The sequence below is a fragment of the Nocardiopsis coralli genome, assembly GCF_014892575.1.
GTDB classification, from domain to species: domain Bacteria; phylum Actinomycetota; class Actinomycetes; order Streptosporangiales; family Streptosporangiaceae; genus Nocardiopsis; species Nocardiopsis coralli.
The window spans coordinates 42,216-61,977 of record NZ_JADBGI010000021.1 but is presented as its reverse complement, the minus strand read 5'-3'; the positions used below and the strand labels follow the sequence as shown (position 1 = coordinate 61,977).

At 71.0% G+C, this 19,762-nt stretch carries 19 protein-coding genes and 1 riboswitch; of the genes, 10 read left to right on the top strand and 9 right to left on the bottom strand.

Translation table 11 applies throughout. From position 1 onward, the window contains the following. Window positions 1-90: 90 nt before the first annotated feature. Window positions 91-321, top strand: a complete 231-nt coding sequence (locus IDM40_RS21055; protein WP_193123760.1) for a hypothetical protein — start codon at window positions 91-93, stop codon at window positions 319-321. A 27-nt stretch (window positions 322-348) separates the two neighbouring features. Here IDM40_RS21055 and IDM40_RS21050 read toward each other — a convergent pair whose 3' ends face one another. Then, the gene (locus tag IDM40_RS21050) at window positions 349-1,515 is read right to left on the bottom strand and encodes a phospholipase D-like domain-containing protein (protein ID WP_407940031.1); all 1,167 of its coding nucleotides are present in this window, start codon (window positions 1,513-1,515) and stop codon (window positions 349-351) included. A gap of 239 nt (window positions 1,516-1,754) precedes the next feature. Then, entirely contained in the window at window positions 1,755-2,540 is a 786-nt protein-coding gene (locus IDM40_RS21045) for a class I SAM-dependent methyltransferase (protein WP_193123758.1), read from the bottom strand. 105 nt (window positions 2,541-2,645) lie between these two features. Between IDM40_RS21045 and IDM40_RS21040 the strand changes: the two genes are divergently transcribed. Continuing rightward, window positions 2,646-3,458 carry an HAD family hydrolase gene (locus IDM40_RS21040; protein WP_193123757.1) on the top strand — a complete coding sequence of 271 codons (813 nt, stop codon included), beginning with the start codon at window positions 2,646-2,648 and terminating at the stop codon, window positions 3,456-3,458. A 137-nt stretch (window positions 3,459-3,595) separates the two neighbouring features. Continuing rightward, window positions 3,596-4,444, top strand: coding sequence for a formate dehydrogenase accessory sulfurtransferase FdhD (fdhD, locus tag IDM40_RS21035; RefSeq protein ID WP_193123756.1), 849 nt, complete (start codon window positions 3,596-3,598; stop codon window positions 4,442-4,444). Here fdhD and IDM40_RS21030 read toward each other — a convergent pair. Then, window positions 4,428-4,742, bottom strand: a complete 315-nt coding sequence (locus IDM40_RS21030; RefSeq protein ID WP_193123755.1) for a DMT family transporter — start codon at window positions 4,740-4,742, stop codon at window positions 4,428-4,430. The two genes, fdhD and IDM40_RS21030, sit on opposite strands and share 17 nt — an antisense overlap. A 32-nt stretch (window positions 4,743-4,774) precedes the next feature. Next, a riboswitch (guanidine-III (ykkC-III) riboswitch) is annotated at window positions 4,775-4,836 on the bottom strand. A 257-nt stretch (window positions 4,837-5,093) separates the two neighbouring features. Here IDM40_RS21030 and IDM40_RS21025 point away from each other — a divergent pair. The 6 genes from IDM40_RS21025 (at window position 5,094) to IDM40_RS21000 (ending at window position 11,310) form a co-directional block, all read left to right on the top strand. Further along, entirely contained in the window at window positions 5,094-5,489 is a 396-nt protein-coding gene (locus IDM40_RS21025) for a DUF485 domain-containing protein (RefSeq protein WP_193123754.1), read from the top strand. Next, window positions 5,486-7,165, top strand: a complete 1,680-nt coding sequence (locus tag IDM40_RS21020) for a solute symporter family protein (protein ID WP_193123753.1) — start codon at window positions 5,486-5,488, stop codon at window positions 7,163-7,165. Before IDM40_RS21025 ends, IDM40_RS21020 begins: the two co-directional genes overlap by 4 nt. A 287-nt stretch (window positions 7,166-7,452) precedes the next feature. Then, the gene (locus IDM40_RS21015) at window positions 7,453-8,469 is read left to right on the top strand and encodes a sensor histidine kinase (RefSeq protein WP_193123801.1); all 1,017 of its coding nucleotides are present in this window, start codon (window positions 7,453-7,455) and stop codon (window positions 8,467-8,469) included. After that, window positions 8,466-9,263 (top strand): LytR/AlgR family response regulator transcription factor, encoded by a 798-nt coding sequence (locus tag IDM40_RS21010; protein ID WP_193123752.1) that lies wholly within the window; start codon window positions 8,466-8,468, stop codon window positions 9,261-9,263. Before IDM40_RS21015 ends, IDM40_RS21010 begins: the two co-directional genes overlap by 4 nt. Next, complete coding sequence (locus tag IDM40_RS21005) at window positions 9,260-9,661, top strand: hypothetical protein (RefSeq protein WP_193123751.1); 402 nt, start codon at window positions 9,260-9,262, stop codon at window positions 9,659-9,661. Before IDM40_RS21010 ends, IDM40_RS21005 begins: the two co-directional genes overlap by 4 nt. Further along, the gene (locus tag IDM40_RS21000; protein WP_193123750.1) at window positions 9,658-11,310 is read left to right on the top strand and encodes a sodium/solute symporter; all 1,653 of its coding nucleotides are present in this window, start codon (window positions 9,658-9,660) and stop codon (window positions 11,308-11,310) included. The genes IDM40_RS21005 and IDM40_RS21000 overlap by 4 nt, the downstream gene beginning before the upstream one ends. 6 nt (window positions 11,311-11,316) lie before the next feature. On the opposite strand, the gene IDM40_RS20995 is transcribed toward IDM40_RS21000, so the two are convergent. The 4 genes from IDM40_RS20995 to IDM40_RS20980 form a co-directional block, all read right to left on the bottom strand. Then, entirely contained in the window at window positions 11,317-11,574 is a 258-nt protein-coding gene (locus IDM40_RS20995; protein ID WP_193123749.1) for a type II toxin-antitoxin system RelE family toxin, read from the bottom strand. Further along, entirely contained in the window at window positions 11,571-11,837 is a 267-nt protein-coding gene (locus IDM40_RS20990) for a type II toxin-antitoxin system prevent-host-death family antitoxin (protein WP_193123748.1), read from the bottom strand. Before IDM40_RS20990 ends, IDM40_RS20995 begins: the two co-directional genes overlap by 4 nt. Window positions 11,838-11,986: 149 nt before the next feature. Continuing rightward, a complete protein-coding gene (locus tag IDM40_RS20985; protein WP_193123800.1) occupies window positions 11,987-13,795 on the bottom strand; it encodes a phosphoenolpyruvate carboxykinase (GTP) in 1,809 nt (602 codons plus the stop codon). A gap of 360 nt (window positions 13,796-14,155) precedes the next feature. Beyond that, window positions 14,156-15,064 carry a universal stress protein gene (locus IDM40_RS20980; RefSeq protein WP_193123747.1) on the bottom strand — a complete coding sequence of 303 codons (909 nt, stop codon included), beginning with the start codon at window positions 15,062-15,064 and terminating at the stop codon, window positions 14,156-14,158. Window positions 15,065-15,353: 289 nt separating this feature from the next. Here IDM40_RS20980 and IDM40_RS20975 point away from each other — a divergent pair, with 289 nt between their 5' ends. Then, a complete protein-coding gene (locus IDM40_RS20975; RefSeq protein WP_193123746.1) occupies window positions 15,354-16,067 on the top strand; it encodes a DUF998 domain-containing protein in 714 nt (237 codons plus the stop codon). A gap of 341 nt (window positions 16,068-16,408) precedes the next feature. Here the strand turns inward: IDM40_RS20975 and IDM40_RS20970 are convergent, their stop codons facing one another. Further along, a complete protein-coding gene (locus IDM40_RS20970; protein WP_193123745.1) occupies window positions 16,409-18,622 on the bottom strand; it encodes a HelD family protein in 2,214 nt (737 codons plus the stop codon). Window positions 18,623-18,807: 185 nt separating this feature from the next. Continuing rightward, on the bottom strand, window positions 18,808-19,713 hold the full coding sequence (gene coaA, locus IDM40_RS20965; RefSeq protein ID WP_328807086.1) for a type I pantothenate kinase: 906 nt from the start codon (window positions 19,711-19,713) through the stop codon (window positions 18,808-18,810). Window positions 19,714-19,762: the final 49 nt, after the last annotated feature.

Below are 19,762 nucleotides of genomic sequence, written 5' to 3'. Positions count from 1 at the left end.
TCCCACCCCGCTCGGCGCCGTGTCGCTGTGACAACGCCCCCGCCTGCGCAGGATCATGGGAAAGCGCAGGTCAAGCAGGAGGGGGAGACCATGGCGGACGACAACCGGCACGAGGACGGGACCGACGAGGGCAACCGTGCGCGGTCCAAGGGCGGGGCGTCGCCGTCCGCGATCGCCGGGGCGCTCCACCGGACCCCGCACCCCGGACCGCAGCACTGGGGCGGCCCGCGCCCGCACAAGACCCCGCGCGAGCCGCTGTTCTCCTCGAAGCTGACCCCGCCGCCGGGCGCCCGCAGGCCCCGCCTCGACCCGGGCCGCTGAGCCCACGCGCGGGGCACGCGTCCTCCCTCAGAGGATCCCCCGCCACGGGGCGAGCACGATCTCGCTGAACTTCGCCGCGACCGGCCGCCCCGCCCACTCGGACACGGTGAGCTCACGCGCGTTGGACAGATCGTTGTCGAAGACGGTCTCGAGGTGCTTGGCCACACCCTCGTCGAAGATCTCCGCGTTGATCTCGTAGTTGCCGGTGAGGCTCAGGCGGTCCATGTTCGCGGTGCCGATCGTGCTCCAGCGCCCGTCGACGGTCGCGGTCTTGGCGTGCACCATGGCGTCCTGGTACAGCCACAGGCGCACACCCCCGTCCAGCAGGTGCGAGTACTGCCCGCGGGCCAGCCAGTCGGCGATGATGTGGTTGGAGCGCTCCGGGACCAGCACATTGACGTCCACCCCGCGCTGGGCGGCGGTGACCAGGGCGTTGACGAGCTCCCGGTCGGGGATGAAGTAGGCCTGCGTGATGAGGATGCGTTCCTTGGCGCGGTCGATCGCCTCGAGGAACATCGCCCTGATCGGGTAGATGATCAGCTCGGGAACGTTGCGGTGCACCCGGAACCGGGCGTCCCACTCGGCGTCGCCGAGGTTGTCGAGCTCGGGGCGTTCGGCGGCGCGGTTCATGTTCCAGAAGTCGACGAAGGCGTTCTCGAGCTCCCACACGGCCGGACCGGTGACCTTGAGGTGGGTGTCGCGCCACTCGGTCGCGTACATGAGCCCGACGTTGTATCCCCCGACGAAACCGACCTCGCCGTCGACGGTGAGGATCTTGCGGTGGTCGCGCCCGGACTTGCGGATGTTGAACAGCAGCACACCGGGCCGGAACGCGGGGTAGCGCAGCACGTGCACGCTGGCGGGGAAGTCGAAGAAGGAGCGCGGCACGACGAGGTTGGCGAAGCCGTCGTAGATGACGTAGACCTCGACCCCGCGTTCGGCTGCGTCGATGAGTGCGCGCTTGAACTCGTGGCCGACCCGGTCGTCCTTGATGATGTAGGACTCGAAGAGCACCCGGTGTCGCGCGCCCCGGATCGCCGCGAGCATGTCGTCGTAGAGGTCGACGCCGTACGTGTAGACCATCGCCTCGTTGTCGCCGACCGGCAGCCCTTCGGCGGGCGTGCGCGGGAAGACGCCCCGCTGCGGCCGTACGCGCCGGCGCCAGCGGTTGATGCCCATGAGCGTGGCCGCCACGGCCACCTGTGTGGCCAGTACACCGGCCAGGGCCCACTTGGCGACCCTGACGGCGGTCGAGCGTTGTCGCCTCGAGCGTGGTGGCAAGGTCCCTCCAGACGTCCGCCGCCCGGAAGGGACAGGCCCCCACAACCCTGACTTCCGGGGCAACTCGAACGACAACCGTACCGTGACCACGGTCGGCGCCCCTCGTGTTTTTCCTCGTGTTGGCCGAGCAGAGCCGTTGCGATGAGGGTGCTTCAGGCCCGCAGCCGGCACAGGAGGAGCTCGGTCGTGGGGCTCTCGCGCCGCCCCTTCACCAGGCGGCGTTCCAGCGGGTAGAGGGCGGCACCGGCCAGCCACCCGGTCGATTCGGTGACGGTCGCGGCCCGCAGCGCGCCGCCCCACACCTTGCGCCAGAGCATCGGCGCGTCCACCTGGGCGTTCATGAGCATGAGCATCGGGACGCGGCGCAGCACGTCGAACCCGGCCTTGTCGGCGGCCGCGGTGATCCACTCCAGGGTCCGGTCGGCCTGGTGCTCACCGCGCCGCTCGGGGCGCTGGAGGCAGTTCTCCGAGACCACGAGCAGGCCTCCCGGGCGCAGGACCCGCGCGAACTCGGCGAGGGCCCGCCCGTAACGCTCGTCGTCGGTGATGTGGAACAGCATGTCCATGCACGAGACGGCGTCGAAGGTGTCGGCGTCGATCCCGCCGAGGTCGGCGGCGTCCCGGCGCACGAACCGGTGCTCGGGAAACCGGTCGGCCAGCCGCTGCACCGCGGCGTCGGTGACGTCGCACCCGGTGACGGCGGAGGCGCCGAGGCGTTCCCACTGGCGCACGTAGAACCCGGTCCCGCTGCCCACGTCGAGCACCGAGCACCCGCGGGTGGCGATCTGGGACAGCTCACGCAGGAAGACCTCCTGGCGCACCCGGTACATCCACGTGTTGAAGGACCGCCCGAGCGCCCGGTACCCGACCCCGCTCGCGGTCCAGTCACCCTCGAGGCGGCGTTCCCAGAAGTCCCGGAGCTCACTGTGCGTAGCCATGGAACAACTGTCACACCGACGCCCCCGGCCGCCGCGCTCCGCCACCGGTGTTTCGCCCGCACCCGGGCCTTCCCCACGGCAGAGGCAGGCGACATAATCCGACACATGCCCCTTCCCCGTGTCATCGCCACAGACCTGGACGGCACCCTCCTCGACACCGAGGGCCGCATCAGCGCCCGCAACCGCCACGCGCTGCACACCGCGGCGAACGCCGGGGTACGTGTGGTCGTGGTGACCGCACGCCCGCTGCGCACCGCGATCGGCTACGCGGGTGAGTTCCCCTGCTCGGCCGTGGTGTGCGGCAACGGTTCCTACACCCGGGTCGAGGGCCGCCCCGACCCGCTGGTGCGTGCCCTGGACCGCGCCACCGGGACGGAGATCGTGGAGCGGCTGAGCGCGGCCCTGCCCTCGGTCGGGTTCGGTGTGGAGACCGGCAGCGACTTCTTCCGCGAGCGCGCCTACGAGCTGGAGCCGTGGATGGACCCCGCGTTCGTGCGGGGCGTTCTGGACGACCCCGGCGCCCTGCTCGCGCACGCCGACCCCGTGGCCAAACTCTTCGCACGCTCCACACAGGTCACGGTGGACGACATGTACCGCACCGCGGTGGAGGCGGCCGGCGACCTCGCAGAGATCACCTTCGCCGGGCAGGACGCACTGCTGCACCTGAGCGCCACCGGCGTGAACAAGGGCAGCACGCTGGCGCTGCTCTGCGAGGAATGGGGGGTGGCCGCCGAGGACGTCGTCGCCTTCGGGGACATGCCCAACGACATGTCGTCGCTGACCTGGGCGGGTTCGGGTTACGCGATGGCCAACGCCCACCCCGCCCTGACCGACCCGGCGGCCGGACTCCTGCGGGCGCCGTCGCACGCAGAGGACGGTGTGGGCCGGGTGGTCGAGGCGATCCTCGACCGCGCCTGACCCCGCCCGCCCGGGCAGGGCCCACCGGCCCTCGTGTGGCCGGGTCCCCGCACGTCCCCGGCGTTCCGACGGGCTTCTCCTCCGGGATAACGTGGGTCCCCAGAACGGAGCACGCTGCACACGGGACGGTGGTTTCGGTGGGACGGGTCACGGTGCGGCAGAAGGTCCTGCGCATCAGGGACGGCGCGGTCGACGAACGGCCCGACACCCTGGCGGTGGAGGAGCCCCTGGAGATCCGGCTCGACGGGTCCCCGCTGACGGTCACCATGCGCACCCCGGGCCACGACTTCGACATGGCCGCCGGGTTCCTGGTGAGCGAGGGCGTGATCACCGCGACCGAGGACGTGCTGGCCACGCGCTACTGCGCCGGCACCGACGAGGACGGCCGCAACACCTTCAACGTCGTGGACGTGACCCTGGCCGCGCACGTGCCCGCACCGGACACCTCGCTGGAGCGCAACTTCTACACCACGTCCTCGTGCGGGCTGTGCGGCAAGGCCAGCCTGGACGCGGTGCGCACGCGTGCGCAGTGGCCGGTGGACGGCGACCCCATCGAGGTGGAGCCGTCGCTGCTGTCCTCCCTGCCCGACCGGCTCCGCGAGTCCCAGCGGGTCTTCGACCGCACCGGCGGACTGCACGCGGCCGGGCTCTTCGACACCGAGGGGCGGGCCCTCGTGGTGCGCGAGGACGTCGGACGGCACAACGCCGTCGACAAGGTGCTCGGCTGGGCCCAGCGCACGGGCGCTCTCCCGTTGCGCGGAACGGTGCTGGCGCTGTCGGGCCGGGCCTCCTTCGAGCTGGTGCAGAAGGCGTGGATGGCGGGGATCCCGGTGGTGACCGCGGTCTCGGCGCCCTCGTCCCTCGCGGTGGAACTGGCGCGGGAGGCCGGCATCACGCTGGTGGGCTTCCTGCGCGGGTCGTCGATGAACGTGTACGCGGCCACGCACCGGGTGCAGGTCCCCGCCGAGCTCAGCTCAGGAGCTTGAGCCCGGCCACGCCGGAGACGATCAGGACCACGCACAGCATCTTGGGCAGGCTGAAACCCTCACCGAGGATGAACATGCCGATGAGCGCGGTGCCGATGACGCCGATCGAGACCCAGATCGCGTACCCCGTGCCGAGCGGGATGGTGCGCAGCGCGTAGGCGAGGCCGCCCATGCTCAGCGCCAGGGTGACGAAGAAGGTGACGGACGGCCACAGGCGGCTGAAACCCTGCGAGGCGTTGAGCGCGGCGGCCCACGCGACCTCCAGCAGCCCCGAGATGACAAGAACGATCCAGGCCAAGACGACCTCCAAGACGATGTGCGGATCCACGGTCCGCGCCGTCTTGTCGTGACCGGGTACGGCGCACCTCGTCCGGGGGTTCTGTTGTCTCCGTTCGCAACCTACAACGGTCCCCGGAACACGGGACTTCCGGGGCTCGTGGAGACCTCGACCACCGGGCGACCGTTCGTCGCAGCAGGCGACCGTTCACCGCACGCCCGGCGTGCGCTCGCCGCTTCCCTCCAGCGTTCGGCGCGTGTCCTCACGTCACCCCTGCTCCGCCTTGGTGTTGCTCCTTACAGTGCCGAGTAATCCAGATCACAGAGCCAGTTCCTGGCAGATCCCACCCAACCGATCCCCGGAGGCATCACCATGTCGGAGGGCAGCCCCCCGAACGGGCCCGAATCCCCACCGGACCCGGTACCGCAAGGCGACGAACCGATCCCCGACTCGGCCTACGTGGCCATGCACGGCGATCCACGCTTCGTCTCGCTCAAGAGAAAGCTGTACACCTTCATCTTCCCGATGAGTGTGGCCTTCTTGGCGTGGTACCTGCTGTACGTCTTCATGTCCGGGTTCGGCCGCGACATCATGGGCACGGTGCTGTTCGGCAACGTGAACGTCGCCCTGGTGTTCGGGCTCCTCCAGTTCGTCTCGACGTTCGGCATCGCGATCCTCTACACGCGTTATGCGCGCAAGAAACTCGACGGGGACGCGATCGAGCTCCGTGACGAGCTCCAGAACGGAAACGGCGGAGGTGGCCGATGATCCTGGCACAGGAGGCTGTCAGCGAGGGCAGCCGCTTCGTCACCATCGCCCTCTTCGTCCTCATGGTCGCCGCGACCCTGGGAATCACGGTCTGGGCGAGCCGCAACACACGTTCGGCGACGGACTTCCACTCGGGCGGACGCTCGTTCTCACCGATGCAGAACGGCCTTGCCATCGGCAGTGACTACATGTCCGCCGCGTCGTTCCTGGGGATCGCGGGAACCATCGCCCTCTTCGGCTACGACGGTTTCCTCTACTCCATCGGCTTCCTCGTGGCTTGGCTCGTCGCGCTCCTGCTCGTGGCCGAGCTCCTGAGGAACTCGGGCCGCTACACCATGGGCGACGTGCTCTCCTACCGGATGAACCAGCGACCGGTACGGACAGCCGCCGCGCTCTCCACCGTGGTGGTCTCCATCTTCTACCTCCTGGCGCAGATGGTCGGCGCCGGAGCCCTGATCGCCCTGCTCCTGGGGATCCAGCCCGGGGAGACCTTCTTGGGCATGGATGCCGACACCGCGAAGATCGTCGGCATCGTGGTCATCGGCCTCCTCATGACGATCTACGTCGCCTTCGGCGGCATGAAGGGCACCACCTGGGTCCAGATCGTCAAGGCCGTCATTCTGCTGGGCGGCGCCGCTCTGCTCACGCTGCTGACCCTGGCGCTGTACGGTTTCAACTTCGGCGCTCTCATGGAGGACGCCGCACGGGCCAGCGGTGAGGGCAGAGCCTTCCTCGAGCCCGGTCTCATGTACGGCGTCGAGGTCGCCGGCGATCCCCTGCAGACCCTGTGGAACAAGCTGGACCTCATCAGCCTCGGCATGGCGCTGGTGCTGGGGACAGCGGGCCTGCCCCACATCCTCATCCGCTTCTACACCGTCCCCGACTCACAGAGTGCGCGGAAGTCGGTCAACTGGGGCATCGGGCTCATCGGCGTCTTCTACCTGCTCACCCTGGTCCTGGGCTTCGGCGCCGCCGCCCTGGTGGGACACGAGGCGATCAGCAACCAGGACGCCGCGGGCAACACGGCGGCGCCCCAGCTGGCACAGACCGTCGGCCAGAGCCTCGGCGGCGAGATGGCCGGCGCCGTACTCCTGGCCGTCATCGCCTCTGCGGCGTTCGCAGCGATCCTCTCCACGGTGGCCGGTCTGGTCATCGCGTCGTCCTCCTCCCTGGCGCACGACTTCTACAACTCGGTCCTGCGCCGGGGGAAGGCCACCGGTGCTCAGGAGGTGCGGTTCGCCAAGATCGCCGCGTTCGGTGTCGGCATCAGCGCGATCGTGCTCGCGGTCTTCGCCCAGAACCTCAACGTGGCGTTCCTGGTCTCCCTGGCCTTCGCCATGGCGGCCTCGGCCAACCTGCCGACGCTGTTGTTGAGCCTGTTCTGGAAGCGATTCAACACGGCCGGTGCACTCGCGGGGATCTACGGCGGCCTCATCAGCGCGGTCGGCCTGGTGTTCTTCTCGCCCGTCGTGTCCGGGTCCGAGACCGCCCTGTTCCCGGAGGCCGATTTCGCCTGGTTCCCGCTGCCGAACCCGGCCCTGGTGTCGGTCCCGATCAGCCTTCTGTGCGCGGTGGTCGGCACCTACATGTCCAAGGAACGCGACTTCGAGAAGTTCGCGATGCTCCAGGTCCGCGCCCTCACCGGTGCGGGCGCGGAGAAGGCCCCCGACCACTAGGGCCCGCTCCCTGCACGGGCCCGGTGCCGGCTACCGTCCGGCCGCCGCCGGTGCCCGTGCCCGCCCCGGGCCCGCCGTCCCCTCCCCTCCGGGGGCGTGCGGGCCCGGCCGCACCCCCGATCGGATGCGGCCCGCCCCTGTTCCCGGTCCGAACCGAAAGGTGATCCACGCGTGATCGGCGACACACACCGCTGGGATAGGGTCGTTTCGTGTCGAATCGGTGGCTGTCGCGGATCATCCCCGCCCGGCGCCCGGCCTCTTCCGACCTGCGGGCGAGCGCCGAGTTGATGCGCCAGGTGCACGCGCTCGGGCTCGACCTGCGCGACGGACTGCACGGCCGGGGCGTGGGGACCGCCGCCAAGCGCCTGCGCAGGATGCTGGGCGTGGACGGCATCGTGCTCGCCGACCTCGACGGAACCGTCTCCTCCCACGGGCGCAGGCTCACCGCGGACGATGTGCAGGCGGTGCTCTCCCAGGTCTTCGAGTACGGCGGCTGCGCCCGGACCCGGCTGTCGGACGGTACCGAGCTCTACGCGTGCCCCCTCACCGTGGCCGACGACCTCTCCGGCGCGCTCCTGGCCACCGGAGAGCCCGCCGAGGCCGACGTGGAGGCCGCCGCGTCCCTGGTCTCGGACTGCCTCGACCACGCGGCCCTGCGCCGTGCGCGCGCCCGCATCGCCTCCGCCAACCTGCGGACCCTGCGCGCACAGATCTCCCCCCATTTCGTGCACAACGCGCTCGCGGTCATCTCCGCCCTGGTGCGTACCGACCCCGATCGGGCCCGCCACCTGCTGTCGGACTTCGCCGACTACCTGCGCTACGGGTTCTCGGAGAAGGGCGACTACGCCACCGTCGCCGACGAGCTCGAGGCCGTGCAGACCTACCTGGAACTCCAGCGCGCCCGGTTCCACGACCGCCTCGACATCACCGTGCGCATGGCGCCGGAGGTCCTGCCGGTCGCGATCCCGTTCCTGGTCGTGCAGCCCATAGTGGAGAACGCGGTCCGGCACGGGTTGGAACGCAAGGAGGGGCAGGGCCACATCGGGGTCTCCGGATACGGTGAGGGCCCGCTGTGTGTCATCGAGATCGAGGACGACGGGGTCGGCATGCACCCGGACCTCGCACGGTCGCTGCTCGCCGGCACCGGCCCCGAGGCGCAGGGCGTGGGGCTGGCCAACGTGGACCAGCGTCTCCGGGCCGTGTACGGGCCGGAGTACGGTCTGGTGATCGAGACGGGCCTCGGTGAAGGGACCAAGGTGACCGTGCGGATTCCCAGATTCATGCGGGGGGTGGTGGCCCAGTGAGCGGTGAGCTCCGAGTTCTGGTCGTGGAGGACGAGTCGTCGACCCGCGCGGAGATGGCCGCGCTGCTGGCGGACATGCCCGAGGTCGCCGAGGTGCACTCGGTCGGCAACGGGGCTGAGGCGGTGCGGCTGCTCGGCACGACCACCATCGACGCGGCCTTCCTCGACATCCTCATGCCCGGTCTGGACGGCATGGACGTGGCGCGTGTGCTGAGCGTGCTGTCCGAGCCGCCCTCGATCGTGTTCGTGACCGCCTCCGAGGCACACGCCGTGGAGGCCTTCGGGATCGGCGCCGTCGACTACCTGCTCAAACCCATCCGCCCCGAGCGCCTGGCCGAGTCGGTGGGACGCATCGCCCAGCTGCGGCGTCCGGAGAACGGGGGCTCCCCCGCCGAGGACCTGCACGTGGTGCAGATCGACACCGGCCGGCGCACGGTCTTCGTCAAGCGCGACGAGGTGCAGTTCGTGGAGGCCCAGGGCGACTACGTGCGACTGCACACCGCGGAGGGCGGCCACCTGATCCGGCTCCCGCTGTCGTACCTGGAGGAGGTGTGGTCCTCGGCCGGGTTCGTGCGGGTGCACCGGGGATACCTCATCGCCATCCCCTGGGTGCGGGACCTGCGGGTGACCTCGTCCTCCGGGCTGGTCGCCGGAACCCCGGCCGGTGACGTCCCCGTGAGCCGCCGCCACGGACGCCACCTGCGCCAACAGCTCCTGGAGGCGGCCAAGCGGGACCAGCTGGGGCGCGCGGCCAGGCCCAGGGACGGTGAGCACGACCCGCGGCAGGCCTCATGAGCCCGCGCCGCGAGAAGCTCACCAGCCCGCAGACCCGGGTCGCGCTGGCCCGCGGTAACCGGCCGGCCCAGCACCTGCTGCCGATCCCGGAGCCGGTGGACACCGAGGCGGCGCGGCGGCTGTTCCGGGCCCAGCGGCGCAGGGCGGTGCGCACGGTCGTCCTGCTGTCGGTGCTGCTGTTCGGGGTGAGCGGTGCGTTCGCAGCCTTCCCGCAGCTGAGTGACGTGCGGGTGGCGCAGGTCCCGCTGTCCTGGCTGCTGCTGACGGCCGGCCTGTACCCGCTGCTGTTCGGGCTCGCGCTCTGGCACATGCGCTCGGCCGAGCGGGTCGAGGAGCGCGCCGAACGCGAACGGAACGGGGCCGTCCCCACGGCACCGGACCGGGGCGAGCGGCCATGACCTCGGTGGTGGCGATAGGGCTGCTGCTGATCATCAGCCTGGTCGTCGGCATCTACGGCGTGCGCGCGGCCCGGTCGGCCTCGGACTTCCTGGTCGCCTCCCGCCGGGTCTCCCCCAACTGGAACGCGCTGGCCATAGCGGGCGAGTACCTGTCGGCCGCCTCCGTGCTGGGGCTGGCCGGGCTGCTGCTCAAGAACGGCCTGGGGACCATCTGGTACGCGGTCGGGTTCACCGCCGGGTACGTCGCGGTCGTGGCGCTGGTGGCCGGCCCGATGCGGCGTTCCGGTGCCTACACGGTCCCCGACTTCGCCGAGTACCGGTTGGGCGCGCCCCGCCTGCGCAAACTGTGCGGCTGCGTGGTGCTGGTGATCATGCTGTTGTACCTGGTGCCGCAGTTCAAGGGCGCCGGGGTGGTCCTGAGCCTGGTCAGCGGAACCCCGTACTGGGTCGGTGTCGTGCTCGCCGGGCTGGTGGTCAGCGGCTCGATCGCGGCAGGGGGGATGCGCTCGGCCACCTACGTGCAGGCGTTCCACTACGTGGTCAAGCTGATCTTCATCGCCGTGCCCGCGATCTATCTGGTCGCACACGCCGGTCCCGACACCCGCTCGGAGGTGCTGCACCCGGAGTGGGGCACCCACTTCCCCGACACGATCCCGGTGGAGTTCGCCGTCGACACCCGGTTCACCCTGGACGAGCCGGTCACCGTCACCGACACCTCCGGGGAGGAGGTCGTCCTCGACGAGGGCTCGCACACCGTCGCCGAGGGGACCGAGTACGTCTTCCCCGAAGGCGCGCAGGTACCGCGGCCGGAGGGCCTGCCCGAGCTGGGCGGGGAACGGTGGAGCACGCCCCTGCTCAACCAGGGCGGGTACCCGCTGTTCGAGACGTGGTCGACGCTGCTGGCCATCACGTTCGGCTGTATGGGGCTGCCGCACGTCATCATGCGGTTCCACACGAGCCCGACGGCGCGGGTGGCGCGCCGGGTCGCGGTGGGGGTGATCGCGCTCCTGGGGCTGTTCTACCTGTTCCCGACGGTGTACGGGCTGCTCGGGCGGGTGCTGACCCCGGAGCTGGTGCTGTTGCAGGGCACCGACACCGTCGCCGTGGTGCTGCCCGACCACGCGGTGTCGGGGTCGGTGGGGACGTTCCTGACGGCGCTGGTGGCGACGGGTGCGTTCGGGGCGTTCCTGTCGACGTCGTCGGGGCTGCTGCTGGCCCTGGCCGGGGGCCTGTCGCACGACCTGTTCCGGAGCAGTGTGCCCCGGTTGCGGCTAGGTGTGGTGGTGGGTGCGTGTGTGGCGGTGCTGTTGGCGCTGCCCGCGCAGATGACCGACATCAACGTGCTCGTGGTGTGGGCGTTCACGGTGGCGGCCTCGACGTTCTGCCCTCTGCTGGTGCTCGGGATCTGGTGGCGGCGCCTCACCCTGCCCGGAGCGGCGACCGGGCTGATCGTGGGGGCCGTGACGGCGACCGGGGCCGTCGGGTGGTCGGTGCTGCTGCCCACGCCCGGCGGGTGGTTCGACGTGCTACTCGCCCAGCCCGCGGCGTGGACCATCCCGTTGGCGTTCACGACGATGATCGCCGTCTCCCGCCTGACGCGCCCGCCGGAGTGGGCCGAGCACGCCGTCCTCCGCCTGCACGCACCCTGACCAAGATCAGTCGTAGATGTCGGAGCGGTGCCCCACGTGCAGTACCCAGATGATCAGGCGTCCCTGTTCCACGGTGTAGATCACTCGATAATCGGCCACACGCACCCGCCGTACCTCGGGGGCACCCACGAGAGCAGTGGTACCGAACGCCCAGGGGTCGCTCTCGAGTTCGGTGAGTTTGCGGAACACCTTCATGGCCACGTTCTTGGGCAGCTTGCGAAGCTCCGCCCGGGCCTCGGGCCGAAAGACCGTCCGGTAACTCAACCGTCCTCCGCCAACACCTCGGCCATGACGTCCTCCATGGGGATACCGGGCTCGTCACTGGCCATTCGTTCCTTCACCAGGCCGATGATCTCCTGCTCCTCGAGGCGCTGGTAATGGCGGAGCATCTCGATCGGCACCACGGCGGCGATCTCCTTGCCACGGCGGGTGATGACCGTGGGCTCGTCGTCCCGGTCGGCACGGTCGACGACGTCAGCGATGTGGTCTCTGACCTGGCGGATGGACTCCACCTGCATCTCACTCATGTACCGATGGTACACACGGTCCCATAGGTACACACTGCGTTGCCCGGACACGACGGAGGGGGCGCGGGCACCGTGGTGCCCGCGCCCCCTCTCACTGGGCCGGTCCGTTGCGCGGAAGGTGGACCGGCCCGGGAAACCTCTACCGACCGCTACTTGCCGAGGCGGTCGAGCAGGGCGTGGTACTCGTCCCAGAGCTCGCTGGGCAGGTGGTCGCCGAAGGTCTTGAAGAACTCGGGGACCAGGGCGGCCTCCTGCTTCCAGATCTCACGGTCCACGTCGAGGACGAACTCCATGTCGTCAGCGGAGAAGTCCAGGCCCTCGGTGTCGATGCCGTCGGCGGTGGGGACGCGGCCGATCGGGGTCTCGACGGCCTCGGCCTGGCCCTCGAGGCGCTCGACGATCCACTTGATGACGCGGCTGTTCTCGCCGAACCCGGGCCAGACGATGCGGCCGTTGTCGTCCTTCTTGAACCAGTTGACGTAGTAGATCGTCGGCAGCTTGGCGGCGTCGGCCTTCTGGCCGAGGCTCACCCAGTGGGCGAAGTAGTCGCCCATGTTGTAGCCGCAGAAGGGCAGCATCGCGAACGGGTCCCGGCGCAGCTCGCCGACCGAACCCTCCTGGGCGGCGGTCTTCTCGGAGGAGACGTTGGCGCCCAGGTAGACACCCTGCTGCCAGTCGAAGGACTCGGTGACCAGCGGCACTGCGGTGGCGCGGCGGCCGCCGAAGAGGATCGCGGAGATCGGGACGCCCGCGGGGTCCTCCCACTCGGGGGCGATGGTCGGCGCCTGCCCGGCCGGGGTGGTGAAGCGGGAGTTCGGGTGGGCGGCGGGCTCGCCGGACCCGGGGGTCCAGGGGCGGCCCTTCCAGTCGGTCAGACCGGCCGGGGGCTCCTCGGTGAGGCCCTCCCACCACACGTCGCCGTCCTCGGTGAGGGCGACGTTGGTGAAGATGCTGTTGCCCCAGAGGGTCTCGACCGCGTTGGCGTTGGTCTTGGCGCCGGTGCCGGGCGCGACACCGAAGAAGCCGGCCTCGGGGTTGATCGCGCGCAGCTGGCCCTCGTCGTCGAAACGCATCCACGCGATGTCGTCACCGACGGTCTCGACCTTCCAACCCGGGATGGTGGGCTGGAGCATCGCGAGGTTGGTCTTGCCGCAGGCGCTCGGGAAGGCGGCGGCGATGTAGTGCGACTTGCCCTCGGGCGAGGTGACCTTGAGGATCAGCATGTGCTCGGCGAGCCAGCCCTCGTCACGGGCCATCACCGAGGCGATGCGCAGCGCGTAGCACTTCTTGCCGAGCAGGGCGTTGCCGCCGTAGCCGGAGCCGTAGGACCAGATCTCGCGGCTCTCGGGGAAGTGCGAGATGTACTTGGTGGGGTTGCAGGGCCACGGCACGTCCTGCTGGCCGGGCCCGAGCGGGGCGCCGACGGAGTGCACGGCCTTGACGAAGTCGCCGCGCTCCTCGATCAGGCGCAGCGCCTCCGAACCCATGCGCGCCATGATCCGCATGGAGACCACGACGTAGGGCGAGTCGGTGATCTCGACACCGAGCTGCGAGATGTCGCCGCCCAGGGGACCCATGCAGAACGGGACGACGTACATCGTCCGGCCGCGCATGGCGCCCTTGAAGACCTCGCCGAAGGTGGCGCGCATCTCGTCCGGGGCGACCCAGTTGTTGGTCGGGCCGGCGTCCTGCTCGCGCTCGGAGCAGATGAAGGTGCGGTCCTCCACCCGGGCGACGTCGGTCGGGTCCGAGGTGGCGTAGAAGCTGTTGGGGCGCTTCTCGGGGTTCAGGCGCTTGAAGGTGCCCTGCTCGACCAGGAGGTCGGTGAGCCGGGTCCACTCCTCCTCGGAGCCGTCGCACCACACGACCTCGTCGGGCTGGGTGAGTTCGGCGATCTCACGAACCCACGAAACGAGTTCCTCGTGTTTGGTCGGGGCGGCGCCCACGTCGGTCCCCACGTCAGCAGTCACAGCGGCTCCTCTTTGAATGACGAGATCTCTCGCATCATGAACGACGATCGGGCACAGTGACCAATTGGTATAGGCCAGTGGTCTAAAGCAGTCCAGTCGACGCGCCGGAAACCGCTGCACAGCAAGGGGATCCGGGTGTCGAGTGGGACGGCGGAACACGTTTTCACAGGGGTCGCCGCGGCACTGCTGAGCACGGGTTTTCCCTGCACTGCGGGCAGGAGCCCCACCAGCAACGGAGGCCCGTGCTGTTGGTCACACGACAGTCACGGGCGGGGCGCCGGGGCGGACTAGACCTCTGCGCACCGACCCCCGGGGCGGCCTGGAACGACGGTGTGGCAGGCCCTCCGGTCAGCGCAGGATCGCCACCGGGCCGCGGGCGCCGTGCAGGACCGAGTGGCTCACCGATCCCAGCAACAGGCCGCGGAAGCCCCCGCGCCCCCGGGATCCGACCACCACGAGGTCGGCCGGGGTGGCCTCCTCCAACAGTGCGACGACCGGGTGTGAACGCACCACACGTCGTGACACGGGCACACCGGGGTGGGCCAGGGAGGGTTCGTGGAGCTCCTCCTCCAGGGCCTGGCGCGCCGCCTCGGCCGCGGTGGCGTCGTCGAAGAGCTCCGGCGGGATCGGACCGGTGGCGGCCGCGAACGCCACCAGGGGCTGCCAGGCACTCACCGCGACGAGCTCCGCCCCGGCGAAGTCGGCCTGGTCGAAGGCGAAGGAGAGCGCGCGCCGGCTGGGCTCGGAACCGTCCACGCCGACGATGATCCGGCTGCGCACCCCGTGCGCGGCGGCGTGCTGGTGCGGCAGGACCACCACCGGGATGGGCGAACGCGCCGCGAGCTCGATGCCCACCGAGCCCACGAACGCCGCCACGACCGCGCTCAGTCCGCGGGAACCGATGACGACCACCGCAGCGCCCTCGACGCCGGTCTCGGCGAGCAGCGCCTCGACGGGGCGCTCGTGCGACAGGGTCGTGCGGACCTCGAGCTCCGGGAAGAGGCGGCCGACCCAGTCGGCGGCGTAGTCCAGGAGGCGGTCGGCGCCGCCGATCTCCTCCTGCTCGTCGGACCAGGGTTCGGCGCGGGTGTTGCGTCCGAAGACCCCGACCGACGCCAGGGGTCCGGACGCGGCGACGATGCGGATGCCCAGCCCGCGCAGGGAGGCCTGGTGGGCCGACCACTCCAGGGCGTGACGGCTGGAGTCGCTGCCGTCCACCCCCACGATCACCCAGCGCGTCGGGGTTGCGCCGTCCATCGTGTGCCTTTCTGGTCGGTTCCTCACGTGCCCGGGCGTCCGCGGGCCGCCTCACGATCATGCCGCGCGAACACACACCCGTGGATAACAGTGGTGACGCGAGTCGGTGCACAGGGGTTCCCTCCCGGCCGGCCGGGCCCCGGAATCGAGTCCGTCCGGGGGGTGAGGTCCGCGCTGGTGTAGGACGGACTGGAGGTCTACGAGGGCGGGAAGGACGTCGATGTGGGAACCGGACGGCCCTGGACGCCGTCTCATCCCCGCAAGCGAACCGTGGACACGGGGGGCACGGATGCCGAACACCGGCCGGCTTCACTGGGACTACCGAGACGGGCGCGTCGCCGCCGTGGCCGCGGCCATCGCCTACAGCTTCTGGGTGCTCGAGGTCGTGGTCCCGGGCGGGGCCGCCACGCAGGGTGCACTCGCCCTCCCCGGTTCCACCCTCGAGATCGTGCTGGAGAGCGCACACCGGACCGCGGCGATCCTGGTGCTGGTCGCGTCCGTGCTGGGCCTGACTCTGGGCGCACGCGGGCACGGGCGCGCGCTGACCGTCTCGTGGGTGGCGATGGCGGTGTTCGGGCTGGCCTCGCTGGCCACGACGCTGTTCGCCGGCCCGTGCGTGGTCTCCACGGACGTGTCGTGCGTGAGCGAGGCGCTGGCCGAGGGTGTGGCCGGTGCGAGCGTGGCGCAGGCGCTGATGGCGGTCGTGGCGGTGCTCGCGGCGCTGGTCGCGGTGGTGGCGCTGGCCGTGGACCGCTGGTTCGCCGACGACCACGCGCGCGGTTTCGTGGTGGCCGTCGCGGTCCTGCAGTTGGCCGCGGCCAAGATCGTCCTGGTGACGGCGTCGGTGCTGCTCGCCTCCTCCGGCGACGGCGCACCCGGTGTGGCCCTGGGCCTGCTGGAGCGCTTCCACCTGATCACGGTCGCCCTGTGGCTGGTCACCGCGGGTGTGCTCCCCGGCCCGTGGAAGCGCACCGCGGTGCGCACCCGCGCCACCGCCCGCTGACCCGGGACGGCCCGGAAGCCCCCGCCCCGCGGGGGCTTCTTTCTGCGTCCTCCACGCAGCTCACGCATCGTGCCCGCTACGCCCCGGCCAGTTGACCGCACGCCGCCACCACTACCGCTCCGCTCGGGTGAGAGCACCGACGAATACCCGAGGCAGGGCGAGAACACACGCCCGGCAGAACCGGAACCGTGCCCGTTCCAGGTGGGCCGAGGCCCCGGGCCCCGCTCCGTGCGGTGCACTCGCCGGCGCTCGCGCACCGCACGGGGCGTCCCTCAGGTCCTGGGCGCGGAACGGACTTGGTCCGCGCACGGGGCGGTCCTCGGGCCCTGAGCGCCCCGGGGTCAGGTGAGTTCGTCGGGCAGCGGGCGCGCGTGCACCACGTGCAGGGTGCTCACCGCGCGCGTCAGCACCACGTACAGGCGGTTGCGCCCCCGCGCCTCGGAGTCGACGATCGCGGCGGGTTCGGCGACCACGACCGCGTCGAACTCCAGACCCTTGGCCAGGCTCGCGGGGACCGCGATCAGGCGCGCGGAGTCCAGATCCGTGTCACCCTCGCCGAGCACGGGCACCTCCAGCCCCCGGTCGGCGAGGGCGGCGCACAGCCCCGGCAGGTCCGCGTCGGCCGCGATCAGGCCCACGGAACCCTGACCTCCCAGCGCGGTGCGGCAGGCATCGGCGACGGGCCCGGCCAGCACGTCGGGGCCGCCGGGGCCCTCGGGGACCGGCGTCACCCGCAGCGCACCCGGCGCGCGGCGCACCGCCACCGGGGCGCCCAACCCCGGCGCGATCGTGGGCAGCAGGCGCGCGGCGAAGTCGATGATCTGCGCGGGAACGCGGTACCCCCGGTCGAGCACGCTCAGGTGGCCGGTCGGCCTGCCCAGGTGCTCCAACAGCGTGGACCAGTTCCGCGTCGCACCCGGAGAGGTCCCCTGCGCCACGTCGCCGAGCACCGTGAACGACCCGCCGGCTCCCCTGCGCCCGACGGCGCGGCACTGCATCGGGCTGAGGTCCTGGGCCTCGTCCACCACGATGTGCCCCAGCCCGCCCGTGCGTTCGACCAGCGACGCCGCCTCGTCGACCAGCACCAGGTCCTCGCGCGACCACCGGGCGGACTTGGGCCCGCGCGGCTTCCCGGGCAGCGGCAGCAGCTCCTGTTCCTCCGGGTCGAGGAGGCCCTCCCCGGCCCGCGCCAGCCGCTCGGGGTCGGTGAGCAGGCCCAGGACCAGCTTGAGCGGGTCCACCTTGGGCCACATCGCGGTCACGGCGCGGCGCACGGCCGGGTCGCGCCGCACCCGCTCGTGCGTGCGGTCGTCGCAGGCGTGCCCCTCGGACTCCATCAGCGACAGGACCGCGTGTGCGATGCGGTGCGCCAACAGGTCGCGCCCGGCGCCGTAGGAGACCCCGCGCCCGGCGAGCTCGTCCAGCAGCGGCCGCAGGTCCTCCGGGTACAGGCGCCACCGCCGCGACCCCTCCTGCACCACGAGGGCCTCCTCCGGCGGGCGCAGGTGCGACCACAGGTCCCGGCGAAGCACCTCCGCCATCCGGGCGTCGCCCTTGAGCCGGGCGGCCTCCGAGGTCTCCGTGCGCCGCACCCATCCGGTGTTCGGGCGGGAACGCTCCGGGAGCCCGGCCTCCACCATCTCCTCGACGGTGGTCTGCCCGACGTCGACCTCGCCGAGCGCGGGCAGCACGTTGCGGATGTAGGACAGGAACGACCGGTTCGGCCCCACGATCGACACCCCGCTGCGCGACAGGCGTTCGCGTTCGGTGTACAGCAGGAACGCGACGCGGTGCAGCCCCACCGCGGTCTTCCCGGTCCCGGGCGCCCCCTGCACGCACAGGGTCGTGGACAGCGGAGCGCGCACGAGGTCGTCCTGCTCGGGCTGGATGGTGGCCACGATGTCGCGCATCGGCCCGGACCTGGGCCGTTCGATCTCGCTGGCGAGGAGTTCGCTGGTGCGCTCCTCCGCCTCCTCCTCGCTGACCGTGAGGGGTTCGTCCTCGTACGCGGTGAGCACGGCCTCCGACGTGTCGGGACCGGTCGGAACGGTCGTGAACCCGTACCGCCGGCGCGACAGCACACGCATCCGGTCGCTCGGGGTGGCCCGGTAGTAGGCGACGCTGATGGGCGCGCGCCAGTCCAGGACCATGGGGCGCCCGGCCGGGTCGTGCACGTGTCGGCGGCCGATGTGCACCCGGTCGGGCCCCTCGGCGGCCCGTGCGGCACCTTCGCCGCCCTCCTCGTCGTCCAGGAAGACGGTGCCGGGGTCGAAGTCCATCCGGCCGAAGAACAGGGGCGCGTCGGGGATGTCGGCCAGTTCGGCGAGACGGCGCAGCCGGTTCCGGAACACCGCCTCGTCGTTGAACTCGTCCTTGGCGTCGCCGCTCATCACGAGCGTCGTGGCGGCCACGCCCTCGTACATCGCACGCAGGGCGTCGCGCGCGGCAACCAGGTGGGCGCGTTCGGCGAGGATCTCGGGGTCGGCCGACGGGCCCTCCCCGGTTTCCGGTGCTTCACCGGGAACGGGCGTGCGGGCGGGATCGGTCGTGCTCATGGCGGCCTCGAAGGGTAGGCGGGACGTGGACGCGCCGGCTCGCGCGCGCGGGTCCCGCCCCGGTCGCCGCAGGGGCCCGGTTCGTTCCGATCGTCAGAGCGCACAGCACCCGGGTCAGGGGTGGCCGGAAGAGCCACCCACCTTACCCGCGGGCGGTCACCTCCGGCAGCCCCTTTCCCGGGAACTCAGGTCTTGCGCAACCGCACCCTGCGCACCCGGTGGTCGTCGCCCTTGTAGAGCACGAGGGTCGCCCGCCCCCGGGTGGGTTGGATGTTCTCGACCAGGTTGACCTCGTTGATGGTGCGCCAGGTGTTCGCGGCGAACTCCAGCGCCTCCTCCTCGCGTGTGGTCGTGGCCATGTGGTGGAAGTACGAACGCGGGTCGGAGAAGGCCGTGCGGCGCAGTTCCCGGAACCGGTCGAGGTACCAGTTCCGGATGTTGCCGACCTTGGCGTCGACGTAGATGGAGAAGTCGAAGAAGTCGGCCACCGCGAGGCGCCCGGCGGTGGCGGGCTGCAGCACGTTGATGCCCTCGACGATGAGGATGTCGGGGCGGCGGACGGTCTGCCGCTCCCCCTGCACGATGTCGTAGTGCAGGTGCGAGTAGACCGGGATCTCGAGCTGTTCGGCCCCGGCCTTCATCTCCGAGACGAACCGGACGAGGGAACGCCGGTCGTAACTCTCGGGGAACCCCTTGCGGCGCATGAGCCCGCGCGCCTCGAGCACGGCGTTGGGGTGGAGGAAGTTGTCGGTACTGACGAGTTCGACGTGGGGATGGTTGGGCCACTGGGCCAGCAGTGAGCGCAGCAGCCGGGCGGTCGTGGACTTGCCGACCGCGACGCTGCCGGCCACACCGATGACGAACGGCGCCGGACGGTCGGCCTCGCCCAGGAACGCACGCACGGCGGCGTGCCGTTGCTGGGTGGCACCGACGTAGAGATTGAGCAGGCGCGACAGCGGCAGGTAGATGTCGCGCACGTCCTCCAGTGATGTGGGGTCGGACGTCCCCCGCAGCTCGGCGAGGTCGGTCTCGGTCAGGGACAGCGGCGTGGAGGCTCGGAGGGCCGCCCAGGCCTCCCGGTCCAGTTCCACGTACGGCGAGGAGACGCCGTTCTTCGTCGCTTGAGACACGGTCGCCAAC